General features: G+C 58.4%; 16 protein-coding genes. 4 read left to right on the forward strand and 12 right to left on the reverse strand.

Annotated elements, in window-relative coordinates:
* Positions 1 to 53: 53 nt before the first annotated feature.
* A complete protein-coding gene (locus AC13C8_RS17440; RefSeq protein ID WP_482848539.1) occupies positions 54 to 2,105 on the reverse strand; it encodes a ComEC/Rec2 family competence protein in 2,052 nt (683 codons plus the stop codon).
* Between the two features lie 156 nt (positions 2,106 to 2,261).
* On the opposite strand from AC13C8_RS17440, the gene gltX reads away from it, so the two are divergent.
* The 3 genes from gltX to AC13C8_RS17455 all read left to right on the forward strand — a co-directional run bounded on the left by gltX (position 2,262) and on the right by AC13C8_RS17455 (position 5,847).
* Positions 2,262 to 3,665, forward strand: a complete 1,404-nt coding sequence (gene gltX / locus AC13C8_RS17445) for a glutamate--tRNA ligase (protein ID WP_482848540.1) — start codon at positions 2,262 to 2,264, stop codon at positions 3,663 to 3,665.
* Positions 3,666 to 3,733: 68 nt separating this feature from the next.
* Positions 3,734 to 5,029, forward strand: a complete 1,296-nt coding sequence (gltA, locus tag AC13C8_RS17450) for a citrate synthase (RefSeq protein ID WP_091429254.1) — start codon at positions 3,734 to 3,736, stop codon at positions 5,027 to 5,029.
* Positions 5,030 to 5,193: 164 nt separating this feature from the next.
* A complete protein-coding gene (locus AC13C8_RS17455; RefSeq protein WP_482848541.1) occupies positions 5,194 to 5,847 on the forward strand; it encodes an alternative oxidase in 654 nt (217 codons plus the stop codon).
* Between the two features lie 42 nt (positions 5,848 to 5,889).
* On the opposite strand, the gene AC13C8_RS17460 is transcribed toward AC13C8_RS17455, so the two are convergent.
* From AC13C8_RS17460 to AC13C8_RS17510, 11 genes are all read right to left on the reverse strand, one after another.
* Entirely contained in the window at positions 5,890 to 6,666 is a 777-nt protein-coding gene (locus AC13C8_RS17460) for an enoyl-CoA hydratase-related protein (protein WP_482848542.1), read from the reverse strand.
* 122 nt (positions 6,667 to 6,788) lie between these two features.
* Positions 6,789 to 7,253, reverse strand: coding sequence for a cytochrome c-type biogenesis protein (locus tag AC13C8_RS17465; RefSeq protein ID WP_091429249.1), 465 nt, complete (start codon positions 7,251 to 7,253; stop codon positions 6,789 to 6,791).
* Complete coding sequence (locus AC13C8_RS17470) at positions 7,250 to 9,220, reverse strand: heme lyase CcmF/NrfE family subunit (RefSeq protein WP_482848645.1); 1,971 nt, start codon at positions 9,218 to 9,220, stop codon at positions 7,250 to 7,252. Before AC13C8_RS17470 ends, AC13C8_RS17465 begins: the two co-directional genes overlap by 4 nt.
* Positions 9,221 to 9,314: 94 nt before the next feature.
* Positions 9,315 to 9,737, reverse strand: a complete 423-nt coding sequence (locus AC13C8_RS17475) for a hypothetical protein (protein WP_091429247.1) — start codon at positions 9,735 to 9,737, stop codon at positions 9,315 to 9,317.
* A gap of 130 nt (positions 9,738 to 9,867) precedes the next feature.
* Positions 9,868 to 10,062: a hypothetical protein gene (locus AC13C8_RS17480; protein WP_091429246.1), complete on the reverse strand. Its 195-nt coding sequence runs from the start codon at positions 10,060 to 10,062 to the stop codon at positions 9,868 to 9,870.
* Positions 10,052 to 10,642: a holin family protein gene (locus tag AC13C8_RS17485; RefSeq protein ID WP_091429244.1), complete on the reverse strand. Its 591-nt coding sequence runs from the start codon at positions 10,640 to 10,642 to the stop codon at positions 10,052 to 10,054. The genes AC13C8_RS17480 and AC13C8_RS17485 overlap by 11 nt, the downstream gene beginning before the upstream one ends.
* Positions 10,633 to 11,244 carry a holin-associated N-acetylmuramidase gene (locus AC13C8_RS17490; RefSeq protein ID WP_482848543.1) on the reverse strand — a complete coding sequence of 204 codons (612 nt, stop codon included), beginning with the start codon at positions 11,242 to 11,244 and terminating at the stop codon, positions 10,633 to 10,635. Before AC13C8_RS17490 ends, AC13C8_RS17485 begins: the two co-directional genes overlap by 10 nt.
* Before the next feature lie 66 nt (positions 11,245 to 11,310).
* On the reverse strand, positions 11,311 to 11,754 hold the full coding sequence (gene ccmE / locus AC13C8_RS17495) for a cytochrome c maturation protein CcmE (RefSeq protein WP_091432105.1): 444 nt from the start codon (positions 11,752 to 11,754) through the stop codon (positions 11,311 to 11,313).
* 30 nt (positions 11,755 to 11,784) lie between these two features.
* Positions 11,785 to 12,813: an N-acetyl-gamma-glutamyl-phosphate reductase gene (argC, locus tag AC13C8_RS17500; RefSeq protein ID WP_482848544.1), complete on the reverse strand. Its 1,029-nt coding sequence runs from the start codon at positions 12,811 to 12,813 to the stop codon at positions 11,785 to 11,787.
* A gap of 55 nt (positions 12,814 to 12,868) precedes the next feature.
* Complete coding sequence (gene murI, locus AC13C8_RS17505; RefSeq protein ID WP_482848545.1) at positions 12,869 to 13,681, reverse strand: glutamate racemase; 813 nt, start codon at positions 13,679 to 13,681, stop codon at positions 12,869 to 12,871.
* Positions 13,682 to 13,805: 124 nt separating this feature from the next.
* Positions 13,806 to 17,222 carry an indolepyruvate ferredoxin oxidoreductase family protein gene (locus AC13C8_RS17510; protein WP_482848546.1) on the reverse strand — a complete coding sequence of 1,139 codons (3,417 nt, stop codon included), beginning with the start codon at positions 17,220 to 17,222 and terminating at the stop codon, positions 13,806 to 13,808.
* A gap of 166 nt (positions 17,223 to 17,388) precedes the next feature.
* Between AC13C8_RS17510 and AC13C8_RS17515 the strand changes: the two genes are divergently transcribed.
* On the forward strand, positions 17,389 to 18,282 hold the full coding sequence (locus tag AC13C8_RS17515; RefSeq protein ID WP_091429236.1) for a LysR family transcriptional regulator: 894 nt from the start codon (positions 17,389 to 17,391) through the stop codon (positions 18,280 to 18,282).
* Positions 18,283 to 18,694 lie beyond the last annotated feature (412 nt).

The following is an 18,694-nucleotide window of genomic DNA, read 5'->3' on the forward strand; positions in this document are numbered from 1 at the left end:
TCCTTTGCAGGAAAGCTAGGGCCTTTGGGCGTGGCGGGCAACACGCTTGCGTGTCAGCGGGTCCATAGCCGGTCGCCGGATTTTGCGCGGGCAGTTTCGACAATGAACCGCCCGGTATCTGGCCACAACGCGACCGCGCCCGTCTTGGCCAGGCCGGCACGGTCCAGCAATACACAACCCGGCGGGGCGGGTATGGTCACTTTTCCGGACAGCACCACCAGATCGGCCGAGGCACAGGCATCGGTCACGCGATCCCCGGCGCCGCGCCCGGTCAGGTGGATCAGCGTTGCGCCTGCCAACGCGGCGCGCATCTTTCCCTTGGCGCCGGTGAACCCGGTGCGGGCGAAGGCTGTTTCCTGATCTGCCGGATCGCCGTCATTCTCCAACCAGGACAGCGCGGCGAAGCTTTCACCACGTGGCTTTGACAAGGCGCGCCCGTCCTTGGTCATCACCCCAACCAGCCCGCCCGTGGCGCTGATCAGAACCGGGGGGCGCGTAACCTGTGACCACAGCAGCGTGGCGATGGCGAACGGCACAAGTGACACCCACCGCGCGCGTGACTTCAACAGCGTGGCAAAGATACCTCCCACAGCGACCAGCGGCAGCACCGCGTCCGGCGGAGCAGGGATTTGCCCGGTTGCCCCATCCAGCGAGGACACGAACCGCGCAACGCCGATGATCCAGTCAATCGCTGGCCCCATCAGTTTCAGCGGCAACCATCCCAGCCCGACGGGCGACAACAGTGCCGCCAGCACCGCCAACGGCATAATCAACGCGCCCATGACCGGCACCGACAGAAGATTGGCCAACAGGCCGAAATGGCTGACCTGGTTGAAATGTGCCGCCCCAAAAGGCGCAGTTGCCAGCCCCGCCACAAAGGACGAAATCACCACCGCAAGCGCCGGACGGGCCCATTTGGGGGCCCGCCACGCACGGTCATCCCGCGTTCTGTCCCTGAGCCAGCCAAACACCGCCACCAGTGCGGTTGTGGCGGCAAAAGACATCTGAAAACCGGGTTCTGCCAGGGCCTCGGGATGCAGGGTCATGACGATGATTGCCGCCATTGCCACGGCGCGCAGCGAAAGGGCGCGGCGGTCGAACAGGATGGCGACGAACATGGTCGCGACCATGATGAATGCGCGTTCTGTCGCGATATTTCCGCCCGACAGGGCCAGATAGAATCCGCCAGACAGGATTGCCACACAGGCGGCCAGTTTCTTGATCGGAAACCGCAGGGCCACGCCCTGCCACAAGCTCAGAAGCATACGCGTCGCCTGAAAGATGAACCCGGTGAGCAGTCCCATATGCAGTCCCGAGATCGCCAGCAGGTGGGCAAGGTTCGACGCCCGCAGCGCCTCGATCGTCGGTCGCCCCATGGCGGATCGGTCGCCGGTGGTGATCGCGGCGGCAAAAGCACCGGTTTCCCCCGGCAAAACGCCCCGCACCCAGGCCGAGATTGCCTGCCGCATACGCGAGACCGCAAGGTTGACCCCCGGCTCGGGTGGGCTGAGCAAAAGTGCAGGAACGCGAGTATAGCCGACCGCCCCGATGCCGCGAAACCACGCCATGCGTTGAAAATCGAAGCCACCGGGTTCGACAGGGCCGTTGGGGCCCGACAGATGTGCGGTCAATGCGATGCGCTGCCCAATGGCGGGGTCGAGAAAACGCTGATCCCCGTGCAGAGAGACGCGCACCATGGTCGCGCGGCTGGCCGGGCTGACATCATCCAACCGCACCTGATCCAGCGTCAGACGCACCGCATCAGACTGCGATCGGTCGATGTTCACGATGCGACCCTCAACAGGGCCGTAGTAGCGGAAACCCAGCACCGGTTCGGCCACGTAATGCGCCCGCGCACCCGCAAGACTGACGCCGAATGCCATCAACCCGATGGCGGTGGCCAGAGGTCCGATCCCCCGCGGCCAGATCCGGGCGATCACGGCGCAGATCACAATCAACGCGGTCAGTCCGACATAGACCGGCACCGTCGGTTCGGTCATCAGCCCGAAATATAGGCCAATGCCCGATCCCATGAACAGCGGTGCCCAGTGCAGCAAGCGCCCCCGCTCTTCTTCGATCCGGATCAGGAACTTATGGACCAGCACCCTTGTTCACGGCCTCCCTTTTGCGTAAAGCCTGTCGGGACAGGCTTGAGCCGAGCGGTGTCATCGACCCCTCGCCCCCAGGCCCACGGTTCATCGCGCACCAAACGCGTTGACACCTGAGTAACGCCAGCATGGTTTCCAAAAGGTTAACGTCACATGACCACCGACCAGATCGTCACCCGTTTCGCCCCCTCGCCCACCGGATATCTACATATCGGGGGTGCCCGCACTGCCCTGTTCAACTGGCTTTATGCCCGTGGCCGTGGTGGGAAATTCCTGCTGAGGATCGAGGATACAGACCGCGCGCGCTCCACCCCCGAAGCGACCGCGGCGATCCTGAAGGGTTTGGCATGGCTGGGTCTGGATCACGACGGCGAGGTGATCAGCCAATTCGACCGCGCCGACCGCCACGCCGAAGTGGCGCACGAGATGCTGGCGAACGGCCATGCGTATAAGTGCTTTGCCACGCAGGACGAAATTCAGGCCTTCCGCGATGCTGCCCGCGCCGACGGAAAATCGACATTGTATCAATCGCCGTGGCGCGATGCCGATCCCGCGTCCCATCCGGACGCGCCCTATGTGATCCGCCTGAAAGCACCGCGCGACGGTGCGACCGTGATCCGCGATCAGGTGCAGGGTGATGTCACGATCCGCAATGATCAACTGGACGACATGATTTGCCTTCGATCCGATGGCACGCCCACCTACATGCTGGCCGTTGTTGTCGACGATCACGACATGGGTGTGACCCATGCCATTCGGGGGGATGATCACCTGAACAATGCCGCACGCCAGCAACTTGTCTATCAGGCCATGGGGTGGGACGTGCCGGTCTGGGCGCATATTCCGCTGATCCATGGTCCCGACGGCAAAAAGCTGTCCAAACGTCACGGCGCGCTGGGGGTCGAGGAATATCAGGCGATGGGCTACCCCCCCCGCGCAATGCGCAACTATCTGGCGCGTCTGGGATGGAGCCACGGGGATGACGAATACTTCACAGATGCGCAGGCATTGGAGTGGTTCGACCTGACGGGAATCGGCAAAAGCCCGGCGCGGTTCGACTTCAAGAAGTTGGACAATCTATCGGGGCAACATCTTGCTGCGATGAACGATGCCGAGGTGATGGCCGAGCTTGAGGCTTTTTTAGCCGCAACGGGGCAAATCCCTTTGCAGCCGCAGCAACGTCAACTTTTGACAGATGCAATGTACGTGCTGAAAACGAGCGCGAAGACATTCCCTCAACTCCTTGAAAAAGCGAGATTTGCAACTGCCACTCGCCCCATTGAGCAGGACGGGAAAGCGGCAGAGTCCCTAGATGAAGTATCCCGTGGTATACTGAAAGAATTGACGCCGCAGCTGCAAAATGCTAGCTGGGACCGCAACACGCTGGAAGGGATCCTGAACGGGCTTGCAGAAGCTCACGGGACCAAATTTGGCAAACTGGCTGCACCGTTGCGCGTAGCCCTTGCCGGTCGCGCCGTGACCCCCAGCGTTTTCGATATGATGCTTGTTCTAGGACGCGAAGAATCTGTTGCGCGCCTTGAGGACGCAAGCGCATAGAATAAGCAAACGCGACCGATCCGTCCGGGGTCGGCGCGGTAAGATTCGAACACGAAGGGATAGACAAGATGGCCAAACCAACCGGAACTGCAAAGCTCATCTTTGGTGACAAAGAGCTGGATCTGCCGATATATTCGCCCACGGCAGGGCCCGACGTGATCGACATTCGAAAACTCTATGCCAAAGGCGATGTGTTCACCTACGATCCGGGCTTCACCTCGACGGCAAGCTGCGATTCGACCATCACCTTCATCGACGGCGACAAGGGCGAGCTGTTGTATCGCGGTTATCCCATCGACCAACTGGCCGAGAAATCGCATTACCTCGAAGTGTGTTATCTATTGCTATACGGTGAGTTGCCGACCGAAGCCGAACAAATCGACTTCGAAAGCCGCGTGACCAACCACACGATGGTGCACGAGCAGATGATCAAGTTCTTCTCGGGTTTCCGCCGTGACGCGCACCCGATGGCGATCATCACCGGCGTGGTGGGCGCGATGTCTGCCTTCTATCACGACTCGACCGATGTGAATGACCCGTGGCAGCGTGAAGTTGCCGCGATCCGCATGATCGCCAAGCTGCCCACAATCTGCGCCATGGCGTTCAAATACTCGGTCGGTCAGCCATTCGTCTATCCGAAGAACGATCTGGATTATGCCTCGAACTTCCTGCGCATGTGTTTTGCAGTCCCGTGCGAGGAATACGAGGTGAACCCGATCCTGTCGAAAGCGATGGACCGCATCTTCACACTGCATGCCGATCACGAACAGAACGCGTCGACTTCGACCGTGCGTCTGGCGGGGTCGTCGGGTGCCAACCCGTTCGCCTGTATCGCCGCTGGCATCGCTTGCCTTTGGGGGCCTGCACATGGTGGCGCCAACCAGGCCTGCCTTGAAATGCTTCGCGAAATCGGCACGGTGGACCGCATCCCCGAATACGTTGCCCGCGCCAAGGACAAAAACGACCCATTCCGCCTGATGGGCTTTGGCCACCGCGTTTACAAGAACTTCGACCCGCGCGCGAAAGTCATGAAAGAAAGCGCTGACGAGGTGCTGGGTCTTCTGGGCATCGAGGATAACGAGACGCTCAAGGTCGCCAAGGAACTGGAGCGCATCGCGCTTGAAGATCCATATTTCGTTGAGAAGAAGCTTTATCCCAACGTCGATTTCTATTCCGGCATCATTCTTGAGGCGATGGGCTTCCCGACTTCGATGTTCACGCCGATCTTCGCGCTGTCGCGCACCGTTGGCTGGATTTCGCAGTGGAAAGAGATGCTGGGCGATCCAAACCAGAAAATCGGCCGTCCGCGCCAGTTGTATCTTGGTGCGACCACGCGCGACTATGTCGACGTATCAAAACGCTAAGGCGGTATGAAATGACGCAGGCCGCGGCCCTTAAAACCGCGGCCTGCACACCCTATCTGTGAACTTGAAGGTGAATGCCGGTGTCGTCACCGGCTGTCAGCAAGGCGCAGGACCGGTCTTCCAGGCCTTAATGTCTGGTTCGGGCCTCCGCAGAAAGGGGTATCATGAAACAGGCCTCGGATCTGGATACAGCGACGGTCGATTTCCAGCAGACACATCACGAACCGCAGGATTTCCGTGACCGGTTCGCCTTGGGTTTCGTCAAGTTCCTTCGTGTCTTTGCCGACGGTTTTTTCGCGGGCCGCTATGGGCACCGCGCGGTCGTCCTTGAAACAGTCGCCGCCGTGCCCGGCATGGTGGGTGGCCTGCTTCAGCACCTGAAAGCCATTCGGCATATCCGCGACGACCAGGGCTGGATCCGCGAGCTTCTGGACGAAGCGGAAAACGAACGGATGCACCTGATGACCTTCATCGAGATCGCAAAACCGACGCGATTCGAACGATTTGTCATCATGATGACACAGGCCGTGTTTTATAATTTCTACTTCTTTCTCTACCTTTTCGCACCGCGCATCGCACATCGCGTTGTCGGGTATCTGGAAGAAGAAGCCGTCATCAGCTACACGCAATATCTGGAACAGATTGACGCGGGTCAGGTGGACAACGTGCCTGCGCCAACGGTTGCGCTGGAATATTGGAATCTACCCGCAGATGCCCGCCTGCGCGAGGTGGTTCTGGTCATCCGCGCGGATGAGGCCATCCATCGCGATACGAACCACGAGTTTGCCAACCAGATCGCTGACCGGGCGCATGATTGACCCCTACCCCCCTCGAAAGGGGCTCAGGTCGTTGTCGCGATCCTAGCGCCCTTCGTAGTTTGGGCTGCGCTTTTCCAGAAACGCCAGCACGCCCTCTTTGAAGTCGCGCGAGTTGCCGCATTCGCCCTGCAATTTCGCCTCAAGCGCCAGTTGCTCGTCCAGCGTATTGCTCATCGAGGCACGCAAGGCTTTCTTGATGTTGCGATAGGACAGCGTCGGTCCTTTCGCCAGATGCCCGCCACGCTTGCGCCAAGTGGCGGCGAAGTCATCATCGGTCACGCATTCCCAGATCAAACCCAGATCAGCGGCTTCACGGGCAGGCATTTTTTCGGCAAACAGCGCCGCCCCCATCGCTTTGGCGAACCCCATCTGGCGCGGCATCCAATAGGTGCCACCGGCATCGGGGATCAGGCCGATGCGGGAAAAAGCCTGCATGAAAAACGCGCTTTCAGTGGCGATGACCACATCCGCGGCCAAGGCGATATTCGCCCCCGCCCCGGCGGCCGCCCCATTCACCGCCGAGATGGTCGGGATCGGGCAGTTGTAAATCGCATCCAACAGCGGCTCGTATTCATCACGTAAGGTGCGTTCCAGATCGACATGGGCCGCGTTTGCCCGGTCGCCCAGATCCTGACCCGAGCAAAATGCCCGACCTGCCCCGGTGATGACAAGCGCCCGCGCCGTCTGACCGGCGTCTTTCACCGCATGGGTGATTTCGGCCCGCATCTGCGTGTTCAGCGCATTCATCACATCGGCGCGGTTCAGGGTCAGCACTGCCAAACCATCAGTCATGTCCAGCGTGATCGTTTCGTAGTTCATTCGGTCCTCCCGCAAATTTCGGGTAGATTACTTGACCAATCGGTCAGGTAAAGGTGAACGCACCGTTATTCGAGTAAAAACACCAAACTAATCACCGGGTCAAACAATTGGGTAAGAAACGATCAGCCGTCCTTCAGAAGTTCCTTCAAGCGCGCCTCTTCATCCGCTGACAGGGCCACAGCGCCTTCACGGGCTTGCGAGCGGCGGCGCAAATAGACGGTACCGGAGATCAGGGCAACGATGAACAGGACGGGACTAGCGGCCCACAGGATGATATTTGCGCCTGTGGTATTCGGCTTCAACAGAACGTATTCGCCATAGCGTTCGACGATGAAATCCACCACTTCTTCGTTGCTGTCACCTTCGACAAGACGTTCACGCACAAGAAGGCGCAAATCCCGCGCGATCGCGGCATTGCTTTCGTCAATATTCTCGCCTCGGCACACCACGCATCGAAGCTCCGCAGAAATGTCGCGGGCACGTTGTTCAAGCACTGGATCGCTCAGCACTTCGTCAGGATTGACAGCCAGCGCCGGTGAACCCAGCACCGCAAACGCAAGAAACACAGAAAGTGCTGCCCGTATCATTCGGCGGGCACTCCCGGTATACGTGACTTGGTCGCGCCTGCGGCAACGCGAAAACGACGGTCTGTCAGGCTTAGCACCCCACCAAGTGCCATCATCATCGTGCCCATCCAGATCCAGTTTGTAAAAGGCTTGATGAACGTCCGAACAGCCCAGGCACCACCCTCTTGCGCATCTCCAATCACCAGATAGATATCCCGCCAGAAGCCGTTTGAAATAGCGGCTTCCGTCGTCGGTATGGCCTGAACGGGATAGACGCGTTTTTCCGGGTAAAGCGTCGTGATCTCGCGCCCGTTTTCAGTGACGAGCATCTCGGCCTTGGTCGAGAGATAATTCGGCCCCTGCTCCTGCGTGACATCGACCAAGGTGATTTCATAATCTGAGACAGGGAAGCTCTTGCCAATCTCGGCAACGCGGATGTCCTCGACGCTCCAGGCCATTAGACCTGAAATGCCCATCACGGTGATCCCGAAACCGGCATGTGCGGCAAGTTTGCCCCAGTCCGAACGCGGCAGACGTGTCAGTCGCGACAGCCGGGTCGACACCGCGCCGCGCCCCGTGCGACTGGCGATATCAACCAATGATCCGGCAATCAGCCAGGTGCCCAGGAACATACCAATGGGCCCCAATGCTGTTTTGCCAGTTTGCATCGCCCAGACCAACGCCCCAACCGCCAAAGCCAGGACAAAGGCAGGCACAAGTTGTTTGGTCACGCGTCCAAGTTTCGCCCGTTTCCACGGCAGCATCGCTCCAACTGGCAGGATCAGCGCCAACACCACCATGAAAGGGGTAAACGCCGCCTCAAAGAACGGTGCTCCGACCGATATCTTGCGATCAAGAATCTCGCCAATCAGTGGCCAGATGGTTCCAACAAACACAACGAAAGAGGACACGGCCAACAAGATGTTATTCACAATCAAGGCGCTTTCACGACTAACAAAGCCAAAGACGCCCCGCGCCTCCATCGTGCTGGCACGTGCTGCGAACAGCGTAAGCGCACCGCCCGTGAAGACGGCCAGAATCATCAGGATGAAGACACCGCGTTTCGGATCAGAAGCGAACGCGTGCACCGAAGTAAGCACACCAGAGCGCACAATAAATGTCCCGATCAGCGAGAACCCAAAGGCCAGGATCGCCAGCAGGATTGTCCAGCTTTTCAGACTCTCGCGTTTTTCGACAACGATGGCCGAATGTAGCAAGGCGGCGGCAAATAGCCACGGCATGAATGACGCATTTTCGACCGGGTCCCAGAACCAGAAGCCACCCCAACCAAGTTCGTAATAAGCCCACCAACTGCCCACGGCAATTCCGATTGTCAGAAATACCCAGGCGGCCAGTGTCCACGGACGGACCCAGCGCGCCCATGCCGCGTCAACCCGCCCTTCGATCAAGGCAGCGACGGCGAAAGAAAACGCCATCGAAAGTCCGACATAACCCAAGTAAAGAAAAGGTGGGTGCAGAGCCAAACCGGGGTCTTGCAAAAGCGGGTTCAGGTCGCGACCGTCAAAGGGCGGCTGCTCGATGCGCAGAAACGGGTTCGATGTGAACAGAACAAAGCCCAAAAAGGCCACTGCGATCGAGCTTTGCACCGCCAGCACTCGCGCCTTCAGCCGCTGCGGCAGATTTCCACCGAACCACGCGGCCGTGGCACCAAACAGCGACAGGATTAACACCCAAAGCAGAACCGAGCCTTCGTGATTGCCCCAAACGCCCGACACCTTGTAAAGCATTGGCTTGGCTGAATGCGAATTCAGCGTGACCAGTCGAACCGAAAAGTCCGACGTCACAAACGCATAGGTCAATGCCAGAAACGAGGCAAGGATCAGAAGGAATTGGATCGTTGCCGCCGGCACTGCCAGTTCCATCCAGCCACGCCAGTCATAATGTGCCCCAATCAGTGGAACGATCATCTGCACAACCGCCACGCCCAGCGCCAGGATCAGCGCAAAATGTCCGAGCTCTGCAATCATGTTCGCGGCCATCCCATATTCATGATCGTGACCATACAGGGAGTCGCGAATGGGGCCTAGCCCTCTGCGGCGTCAGGTCACGGGTTCCTGGTCGTCATAGGGCCAGATAGATGATCGTCGACACCGCCACCGCCGCCAACACCGGCCACAGAAATGTCGTGCCGTGACACCCGAAGGATCGGTGAATGACACTGAAATGCAAAACAGCACCCGACAGGTACAGGGCCAGGGGGACGAAATGCGCGGCGCTGTGTGACATGATCGCTGGCTCACCCGCCAGTGCAAAGATCCACCACCAACCCAGAACAAGGCTTGCCCCTGACCAGCTATAGGCCATGCCCAGCGCCAATGGTGTCGCACGCTGAACGTAAAGCCACAGAAATGTCAGCGAAATCATCAGCCCCATCAGGGTGATCGCGCCATATCCGATCTGGTACATCGCATCATATCCCGCCACCAGATAGCCAAGTTGCAAAACGATGGCGAGACACATCATTAAACCGAATGCTTGTTTCATTTCTGCAAGACCTCTCGCACAGCAGCGTCCAATTCGGCAGCTGCATGTTTGTTTTGTTCAATTGATCGCTGGAATCTTGATCCCACCAGAATTGCCCACAGCCAGCATCTGAGCCGCCAAAGCACCGCCATCATCCGACCCGCCCCCCGGCGGAGGGCAGACGTTCGCGGATGATCGTCGTGATCTCGATCAGGATGGATGAGTTCTTGTCCAACACCGCTCGCGTCGCCTGATCTTTCTGCAAGTCTCGGTACAGCAGATAGAACACCAACAGCACCCAGGGCCCATGTTCGGCGACCAGATTCATAAGCACGTCAAAGGCCACGCGATGACTCCTGCCAGTCCGCCAGCGCCGCGTTGTCGGTGATGTCCACCTGCGCACCGGCGCGCGCCGCTTGCACGGTTTCTTGTGGGGCTAGGGGTTCTGGCCTGAACACCGACGGTGGCTTGCCGCGATCTGATTGAACGCGCGCTGTCTCCAGGTCCCGCATCAAGCTCGCAGCAATCGCCCTCTGGAACTCTTGCCCTTTCACCTGATATCGCGCGCCGAAATAGAAGCTGACCACCACTCCCATCAGCCACCACAGCGGTTCAGGCACGACCGCGACACCTTCCATTCGCGCGGCAAACCAGTCTGGGCTGATCATGGCGGCTGCGAACAGGGCCAACGTGGACAGCGCAAGAGCCGGTCGAGGCACCCTGTTCACGCCATCCATGAAGCGATTGAACCATCCGCCCTGGCCGGCAATGAACTCGGCACGGAAAGCGTCGATGGCAGCCTGTTGTGCGTCACTGTCACGAATGGCGGCTGCCTCGGTGTTTTCACGAAACACTTCTGCGGTTTCGCGCACAAGGTTCCCGCTGCGCCCGAATAGAATGGTCAAGACGTTTCCAATCAGCCCCATGCGGAGGTCCTTTCGCGGTGATCTTGGTCAGAGAAATGATACTTGGCCGACAGGAATGCCTCTGCGCGGGTAATCCACCCACCCTTTCCACCATCCCGGCGACGGGCATATTTTCGTGAGGTTGGGCGCCGGTCAGCAAGACGGTAGTAATAGTTGCGCCGCTCGATTCCATAGGCGTCAACCAGATGATCGGGTGCCTGCAAGATCGCATCACGTGCGATCCCCAGCGTTTGCGGGCCAAGCGCCCCATCCACCGCCAGTTCATAGCCCATCTTGCGCAACAGTTCTTGCAGAATGCGCACCGCATTTCTGCCGGCATTCACATACATATCGAAGACCGTGGCCTGCAACGGTTGCGGAAGCTCCGCCAGCCGGGGTTTTCGGAAATAATGCCTCAGAAAGATGTCGCGGGCTTGATCGCGGGTCAGCCGCTTCACATCGTCTGCGGTGATCCGCCCGTCGCGATCCAGATCAAGTCCCAACCGGCGCATGGTGTGGATGGTCACACCGTATTTTGTCGCCCCGCCCGGATCATCCGGATCGTTCACATAGCCGCCCTCGCGGGCGACTATTTCGGTCGCTATGTCTTCTACGCTTTTCATCCGCGCCTAACCCCGCATAAGAAATACGAGGCACAGGCTGGTTAAGAAGCGTTAAGAAATCTCAAATCAAGAGGTCGGCTCGACGTAAACGCCCGTTGCCTTGAGGCTGTCGATAACCTCTTTCGGCATATAGTCTTCGTCGTGTTTGGCAAGGATTTCCGTGGCTTGGAACGTTCCGTTTACATAGCTACCGGTGCCGATCATGCCTTGATTCTCGCCAAACAGATCCGGCAGCACACCGGTATAGGAAACCGGCACAACCGCCGCGCCGTCCGTTACCGAAAAGGTCACTGTCTCGCTTTGCCCGCGCACCAATGTTCCGTCCGCAACCAATCCGCCCATGCGAAACACTTCGTCTTCGCTGGGCGGTTCGGCCACAACCTCGGTCGGCGAACGATAGTAATTGATCCCGTCCTTCAGCGCATATCCGATCAACCCGGTCGAAATCACGAGTGCGACAAATGCCAGCAGGATGATCTGGATGCGTCGTGTTTTCTTCAGATTTTTCAAACCAGCCATATTCGGCTCCTTTTCAAACTCTTATGGAAAGACCGGCGGCAACATCAGCCCTGTCTTTTCGTCTTCGCCCAGCATGAGGTTCGCGTTCTGCATCGCCTGACCGGATGAACCCTTACACAGATTATCCAGCGCCGACACAACCAAAGCACGCCCCGGCACGCGGTCGCCGACAACGCCCAGATGGCATTGGTTCGACCCCATTACATGCCCCATACCCGGCAGTTGGCCCTTGGGTAGCACAGTCACGAACGGCTCGTCTTGATATTGCTCAACCAAAGCCGCGTGAATTTTTACAGCATCCCCGTCCACATAGCAATCGGCCAGGATGCCGCGGTTCACAGGCACAAGGTGAGGTGTGAACATGATCCGGACCGAGCGACCGGCCAACAGTGAAAACTCCTGATCGAATTCACCAAGATGCCGGTGCTTGCCACCTTGCGCATATCCCTGCACATCGGTCGAACGTTCGGCGAACAACATGTTTTCCTTCAGGGACCGCCCTGCCCCCGAAATGCCGTTCTTCAGGTCGCAGATAATCCGGTCAAGGTCGATCAACCCCGCCGAAATCAGCGGTCTCAGCGCATATTGCACGGTCGCGGCATTGCAACCTGTGCCCGCCACCAGTCGCGCAGTGCGAATCTCGTCGCGATAGAACTCGGTCAGGCCATAGACGGCGGTTTTCTGCAACTCGGTCGCCACATGCGGTGCGCCATACCATTTCTCGTATTCCGCCGGATCGCGCAGCCGAAAATCTGCGCCCAGATCAACGACTTTAACGGTCTTGGGCAAATCACGCACCAGTGCCTGGCTCAACCCATGCGGCAGAGCTGCGAAGGCAAGATCGACGTTGGCGAAATCAATTTCATCCATCGTGGTGAGTTTGGGCAGATCGAGGTGGAGCAAATGCGGATAGACATCTGCCATGTCCATTCCTGCCTTACGGTCAGCGGACAAGGCGACGATTTCCATCGTCGGATGGGTGGCAATCAGCCGGACAAGCTCAGCGCCGGTATATCCGGACGCGCCCAGAATGGCGATTTTGTGGGTCATCAAGACCTCCTGCGGGTTCGTCGAAAGATGTAGTGGTTTTGAAGGGCGGCTTCAATCAGGCCGGTTCGAACGTGATCTTACGTCGCAGAAACTGGGTCGCGCTGTTCGACACGCGGTTTGGATCGCCTGTGGTCAGGAACTTCGACGTAGTGCCTGCGCCCTTCATCTCCGGGTGCCGGTCCAGATAATAAGCAAGGCTTTCTGCAACCAGATTGGCCTGACTGTAAACCTGAACGTCGTCACCCAGCGCGGCCTGGAACGCCTCTTCCATCAGCGGGTAGTGAGTGCAGCCAAGAATGGCCGCCTCGGGCTTGGGCATCTTGCGCTTCAGGGCATCCACATGGCTGCGCACCAGCGCTTCGGCCAGGATCATGTCGCCCTCTTCGATCGCATCGACGACGCCACCACAGGCCTGCGCTTCGACATCGACCCCGATGGCTCGAAAGGCCAGTTCACGCTGGAAAGCCCGGCTGGACACGGTCGCTGGTGTGGCAAACAATGCCACATGTTTTACAGCCACTTCGCGCGGAGGCGAGTTGTCGCCCCAATCCCTTTCGGTCAGGGCTTCGATCAGCGGCACAAAGACCCCCAAAACCCGTTTGTGTTTTGGAATCCAGCTTTCCTGCATCCGCCGAAGCGCGGCGGCGGAGGCGGTGTTGCAGGCCAGAATGACCAAATCACACCCTTCGTCCCAAAGGGCCTGAACGGCGGTGGTGGTCAGGTCATAGATGTCATCTGCATCTCGAACGCCATACGGTGCATGGGCGCTGTCGGCGTAATAGACGAAATCCACATCAGGCAAGCGTTTCGCCACGGCATCCAGCACCGTCAGTCCACCAAGCCCTGAATCGAATACCCCTACAGCCATTCCCTATGGTCCCGTCCGTGTTGTTCTGGTGCAAGCCATAGGACCGTTTTTCGCGTAAATCCATCACCGATTGCGCGCTGCGACGATTCTCCGCCCAGGTGCGGCGTCGCAGCGGCAGGCGGAGTCATTCAGCGGCGTGCGCCAACGGCGCCTTGCCGTCGAATTGTGCCATCAACGCGGCACGACGCTCAGCGGCTTTCTCTACATTGGCGTGCTTCACCGGCCCAAAGCCACGGATGGTCAGGGGCAGCGCGGCAAGCTCTTGCGCAATCGCCAGATTTTCATCGGTCAGACCCGCCACGACGGATCTCATGTCCGCTTCATACTCGGCGATCAGGGCGCGTTCGGTGCGACGCTCTTCGGACCGGCCAAACGGGTCAAACGGTGTGCCGCGCAGGACTTTCAACTTGGCAAGCCATGGGGCTATGGTTTCAAACCAACCACCGAAGCCGCGTTTCTTCGGCCGTCCGCTGGCATCAGTCCCGCTCAGGATCGGCGGGGCAAGGTGATAAGTCAGCTTCAGATCGCCATCGAATTCGGCTTCGGCCTTGGCGCGGGTATCGCACAACATGCGCGCCACCTCGTATTCGTCCTTATAGGCCAGGAGCTTATGATAGCTTTTTGCCACCGGTTCTTTCAGCGCCTCCGGCATCTGGTCGACAAAAGCGCGATAGCGTTTGGCCAGCCGCGCATCCTGATAGGTGGTCAGATGATCGGCGCGGAACGCGATGATCTCGGCCAGTGTCTTGGGCTTATCAACGATCTCGCCCAGAACCGTCTTTTCGGCATCTTCCGGGTGTAGCACTGCCCAACGCCCCAGTTCGAAGGCTCGTTTGTTTCGGTCAGGGGCCTGACCATTCAATTCAATTGCATACATCAGCGCGTCATGGGTCAGCGGCACGATGCCCGCCTGCCAGCTTGCGCCCAGAACCATCATGTTGGAGAAGATGTTGTCCCCCATCAACACCCGCGCCAACTCGGTCGCGTCGAACATTGACACACGTTCGCGCAGACGCGCCTCAAGCGACAGTTGCAGGCGGTCGCCGGGGATGGCGAAATCGGTGTTGCGGGTGAACTCCCCCGTAATGGTCTCGTGGCTGTCCACGACAGCGCCGGTGCGCCCGGTTTTTGTCAAACCCAGGGTTGTATGAGCTGCCGACACAACAAGATCGCAACCGATCAGCGCGTCGCATTCGCCTGTTGCCACACGAATGGCGGAAATGTCCTCGGGCTTCTCGGCCAGGCGCAAATGCACGGTGACGGCGCCACCTTTCTGCGCAAGACCAGCCATTTCCATCATGCCCACGCCCTTGCCGTCGATATGGGCGGCTTGCGCCATGATCGCGCCAATGGTCACGACGCCAGTGCCGCCAACCCCGGTGATCACCGTGTTGAACGTGCCGTCAATTGCGGGCAGCGTGGGCGCTGGCAGATCTGGCAGATCGACCTCGACCGTGGCCGCTTTCTTCAGCTTGGCCCCTTCGACGGTCACGAAGCTGGGGCAGAAGCCGTTCACACAGCTGAAGTCCTTGTTACAGCTTGACTGGTCGATGGCGCGCTTGCGACCCAGTTCGGTTTCCACTGGCACGATCGACACACAGTTCGACTGCACCCCGCAATCGCCGCAGCCCTCGCAGATGTCGGTGTTGATGAACACGCGCTTGTCAGGGTCAGGAAACTGTCCACGCTTGCGGCGGCGGCGTTTCTCAGCCGCACAGGTCTGGACGTAAAGAATGACAGACACACCCTTGATGTCGCGGCATTTTTTTTCGACGTCCAGCAACTCGTCACGGGTGTGGTATGACAGGCCTTTCGGGAAGGCAGACAAGTCCACATCCTCTTTGTCATCATAGACAAGGAAGATGTGCTTCACGCCCATCGCTTGCACTTCGCGCGCGATACGCTCGGCATCCAGCCCACCTTCGTTGGTCTGTCCGCCGGTCATCGCGACGGCATCATTATAGAGAATTTTGTAGGTGATATTGGCGTCGGAGGCCAACGCGGCCCGGATCGCCAGATTACCCGAGTGGTTATACGTCCCGTCGCCAAGGTTCTGGAACACATGCCCGGTTTTCGAGAACGGCGCCTCGCCGATCCAGTTCGCACCTTCTCCCCCCATTTGGGTGAATCCAACTGTATCGCGATCCATCCACTGCACCATATAGTGACAGCCAATTCCCGCATAAGCGCGCGACCCTTCCGGCAATTTGGTCGATGTGTTGTGTGGACAACCTGAGCAGAAGAACGGCAGGCGCGCGGCGATGTTAGGCGCGTTATCAGCGCCTTTCGCCTCGGCCAACATGGTCAGGCCCGCTTTCACAGACTCGGTCCCGCGTCCTTCTTCTATCAGAATGTCGCCGATTTTCTCGGCAATCATGATCGGGTCCAGCGCATAGCGGGTCGGGAAAAGTTCCAACCGACGTCCGTTTTCCCACGTGTCGCCCTTGTGCCAGCCATAGACGCGCCGGCCGTCACGGTCGTCAAAGATCGCTTCCTTGATCTGCACTTCCATCAGCTTGCGCTTTTCTTCGACCACCACGATCAGGTCCAGCCCCTCGGCCCATTCGTGGAAACTTTCCATATCCAGCGGAAAAGTCTGACCCACCTTATAGGTCGTGATCCCCAGACGTTCGGCCTCGACCTCATCAATGCCCAGCAGGCCCATTGCATGCACCAGATCAAGCCAATTCTTACCCGCCGCAACAAACCCGATTTTAGCGCCCGGTTTGCCCCATTTGCGCTGGTCGATCCGGTTGGCACGGGCATAGGCCTCAGCCGCAAACCGTTTATAGTCGATCATCCGCGCCTCTTGCGGCACCGGCTGGTCAGCCAAACGAATGTTCAACCCGCCTTCGGGCATATCAAACTCGGGCGTCACAAGCTTCATCCGGTTCGGGTCGCCATCTACGACCGAGGTCGCCTCGACCGTATCCTTCATCACTTTCAAACCTGCCCAGACCCCAGCAAACCGGCTCAGGCCATAGCCATAAATGCCATAATCCAGAATTTCCTGCACGCCTGCGGGGCTGAGCACCGGAATATACGCATCCACCATCGCCCAGTCCGATTGGTGCAGCACCGTCGAGCTTTCTCCGGTGTGGTCATCGCCCATCGCCATCAGCACGCCGCCATGCGGGCTGGTGCCGGCCATGTTCGCGTGTCGCATCACATCGCCGGTTCGGTCTACACCCGGCCCCTTGCCATACCACAGCCCGAAGACACCATCATGTGTGCCCTCGCCGCGCAGTTCGGCCTGCTGGCTGCCCCACAGCGCGGTGGCAGCAAGGTCCTCGTTCAGGCCTGGGTGAAATTTGATATCATTGGGCTCCAACACCTTCTTTGAACGGCCCATCCAAAGATCCACGGCCCCCAGTGGCGATCCCCGATAACCGGTCACATAGCCTGCTGTGTTCAGCCCGGCGGTCCGGTCGCGCTCCTTTTGCATTAGCATCAGGCGCACCAGGGCCTGCGTGCCGTTCAACAGAACATGCTTCTTGGTCAGATCAAATCGGTCGTTCAGAGTGATGTCTGGCTTGCCCATGACGCACCTCCCAATACGTTACAGTGAAACTGGATAAGGTCAATTATAGGTCAAAGGCTATGACCTATCAATTCAAATCGCATCATAATCCGTGCTGGAACTCATCACGTTTCTGATGATAACACTGTGCAAGTTTTTGGCGCTAACAAATTGTGGTTCTTTCGGTATGGATTGGGACAAGCTCAGAATATTTCACGCGGTGGCGGATGCCGGGTCACTGACCCATGCGGGTGATACACTGCATTTGTCGCAGTCTGCTGTGTCCCGACAAATCCGGGCGCTTGAGGAAAGCCTGAATGCCACGCTTTTTCATCGGCATGCGCGTGGGCTGATTCTCACTGAACAAGGCGAGCTGCTGTTTGACGCCACTCGGTCAATCAATCAGCGGATCGAAGCCGCTGTCGCACGCATTCGCGACAGCAAGGAAGAAGTGTTCGGCGAATTGCGAGTCACAACGACCACTGCCTTTGGATCGCTTTGGCTGGCCCCGCGCCTGCCGAAACTGTACGAGAAATATCCTGACCTGAAAATCGACCTGATGTTGGAAGAGCATGTGCTCGACTTGCCCATGCGCGAGGCCGATGTCGCGATTCGCATGAAAGAGCCAAGCCAGGCTGACTTGATCCGCAAGCGTCTGATGGATGTGCATATGCGGCTTTATGCAACGCCAGCATACCTCGAGAAAAATGGCATTCCCGAAACGCTGGAAGACCTTTCCGAACACCGGTTGATTTGTCAGAATACCTCATCTGCGCAAGTCCGGGCGGGCGCGGATCTTGCGCGGGAACTGCTGACCTATGATGTTAAGTCCTTGTTGACCGTAAACAATTACTTCGGTGTGCTTCAGGCGGTCCTGCACAATCTTGGCATCGGAATGCTGCCAGACTATGTCACGCAAGACATACCCGGCGTCCAACGGGTGCTTCCTGATGTCGAAAGCAAAGAGATTCCCGTATTCCTTGCCTACCCCGAAGAATTACGCGCCTCCAAGCGGATCGAAGCCTTTCGGGATTTCGTGGTGGAAGAACTGATCGAGCATCGCAAAGGCCGGCAGGACTAGCTTTTTTCGCTGATGACGTAACACTGACCCGAGAATTATGGTGTTTTTTCGCAACACCCTAAATAGGGACGCAGCACAGCATTGTATACAAACGTCGACCCAAATCCCCCCATAACCTGCTCTAAAGTCAGGGAATATCGCGCTACAACTCTACTTATTCGCGATTGCGTCCCGTTTTATCTGCGAAGGCATGCGAATTTTGCATAGCTGCAATGCAGCAATTTCCCTTGATCCGCCCCGCTGAGAAACCTAATTCTTATCCAAAGCCGATGGTGAGCTTTGCTCTAGTCGGTTTTTACCTCCCTGTTGGACTTGGCCGGGCTTTGCCCGGCCTTTTTTTTCGCAAGCGCCGGTTTCGGCCTTTGCAGCCAACGCCTTTGCTCTTTCCCATTACGCACGCATCGCATAAAAA

This window comes from Aliiroseovarius sp. B-4 (assembly GCF_056857795.1).

Excerpts from the sequence above, each read along its gene's own strand:
- AC13C8_RS17515 (WP_091429236.1), top strand. The coding sequence starts at position 17,389 with ATGGATTGGGACAAGCTCAGAATATTTCACGCGGTGGCGGATGCCGGG.
- AC13C8_RS17460 (WP_482848542.1), bottom strand. The coding sequence starts at position 6,666 with ATGAACTACGAAACGATCACGCTGGACATGACTGATGGTTTGGCAGTG.
- gltA (WP_091429254.1), top strand. The coding sequence starts at position 3,734 with ATGGCCAAACCAACCGGAACTGCAAAGCTCATCTTTGGTGACAAAGAG.
- AC13C8_RS17475 (WP_091429247.1), bottom strand. The coding sequence starts at position 9,737 with ATGAAACAAGCATTCGGTTTAATGATGTGTCTCGCCATCGTTTTGCAA.
- AC13C8_RS17465 (WP_091429249.1), bottom strand. The coding sequence starts at position 7,253 with ATGATACGGGCAGCACTTTCTGTGTTTCTTGCGTTTGCGGTGCTGGGT.
- argC (WP_482848544.1), bottom strand. The coding sequence starts at position 12,813 with ATGACCCACAAAATCGCCATTCTGGGCGCGTCCGGATATACCGGCGCT.
- murI (WP_482848545.1), bottom strand. The coding sequence starts at position 13,681 with ATGGCTGTAGGGGTATTCGATTCAGGGCTTGGTGGACTGACGGTGCTG.
- gltX (WP_482848540.1), top strand. The coding sequence starts at position 2,262 with ATGACCACCGACCAGATCGTCACCCGTTTCGCCCCCTCGCCCACCGGA.
- AC13C8_RS17485 (WP_091429244.1), bottom strand. The coding sequence starts at position 10,642 with ATGGGGCTGATTGGAAACGTCTTGACCATTCTATTCGGGCGCAGCGGG.
- AC13C8_RS17470 (WP_482848645.1), bottom strand. The coding sequence starts at position 9,220 with ATGATTGCAGAGCTCGGACATTTTGCGCTGATCCTGGCGCTGGGCGTG.
- AC13C8_RS17510 (WP_482848546.1), bottom strand. The coding sequence starts at position 17,222 with ATGGGCAAGCCAGACATCACTCTGAACGACCGATTTGATCTGACCAAG.
- AC13C8_RS17455 (WP_482848541.1), top strand. The coding sequence starts at position 5,194 with ATGAAACAGGCCTCGGATCTGGATACAGCGACGGTCGATTTCCAGCAG.
- AC13C8_RS17490 (WP_482848543.1), bottom strand. The coding sequence starts at position 11,244 with ATGAAAAGCGTAGAAGACATAGCGACCGAAATAGTCGCCCGCGAGGGC.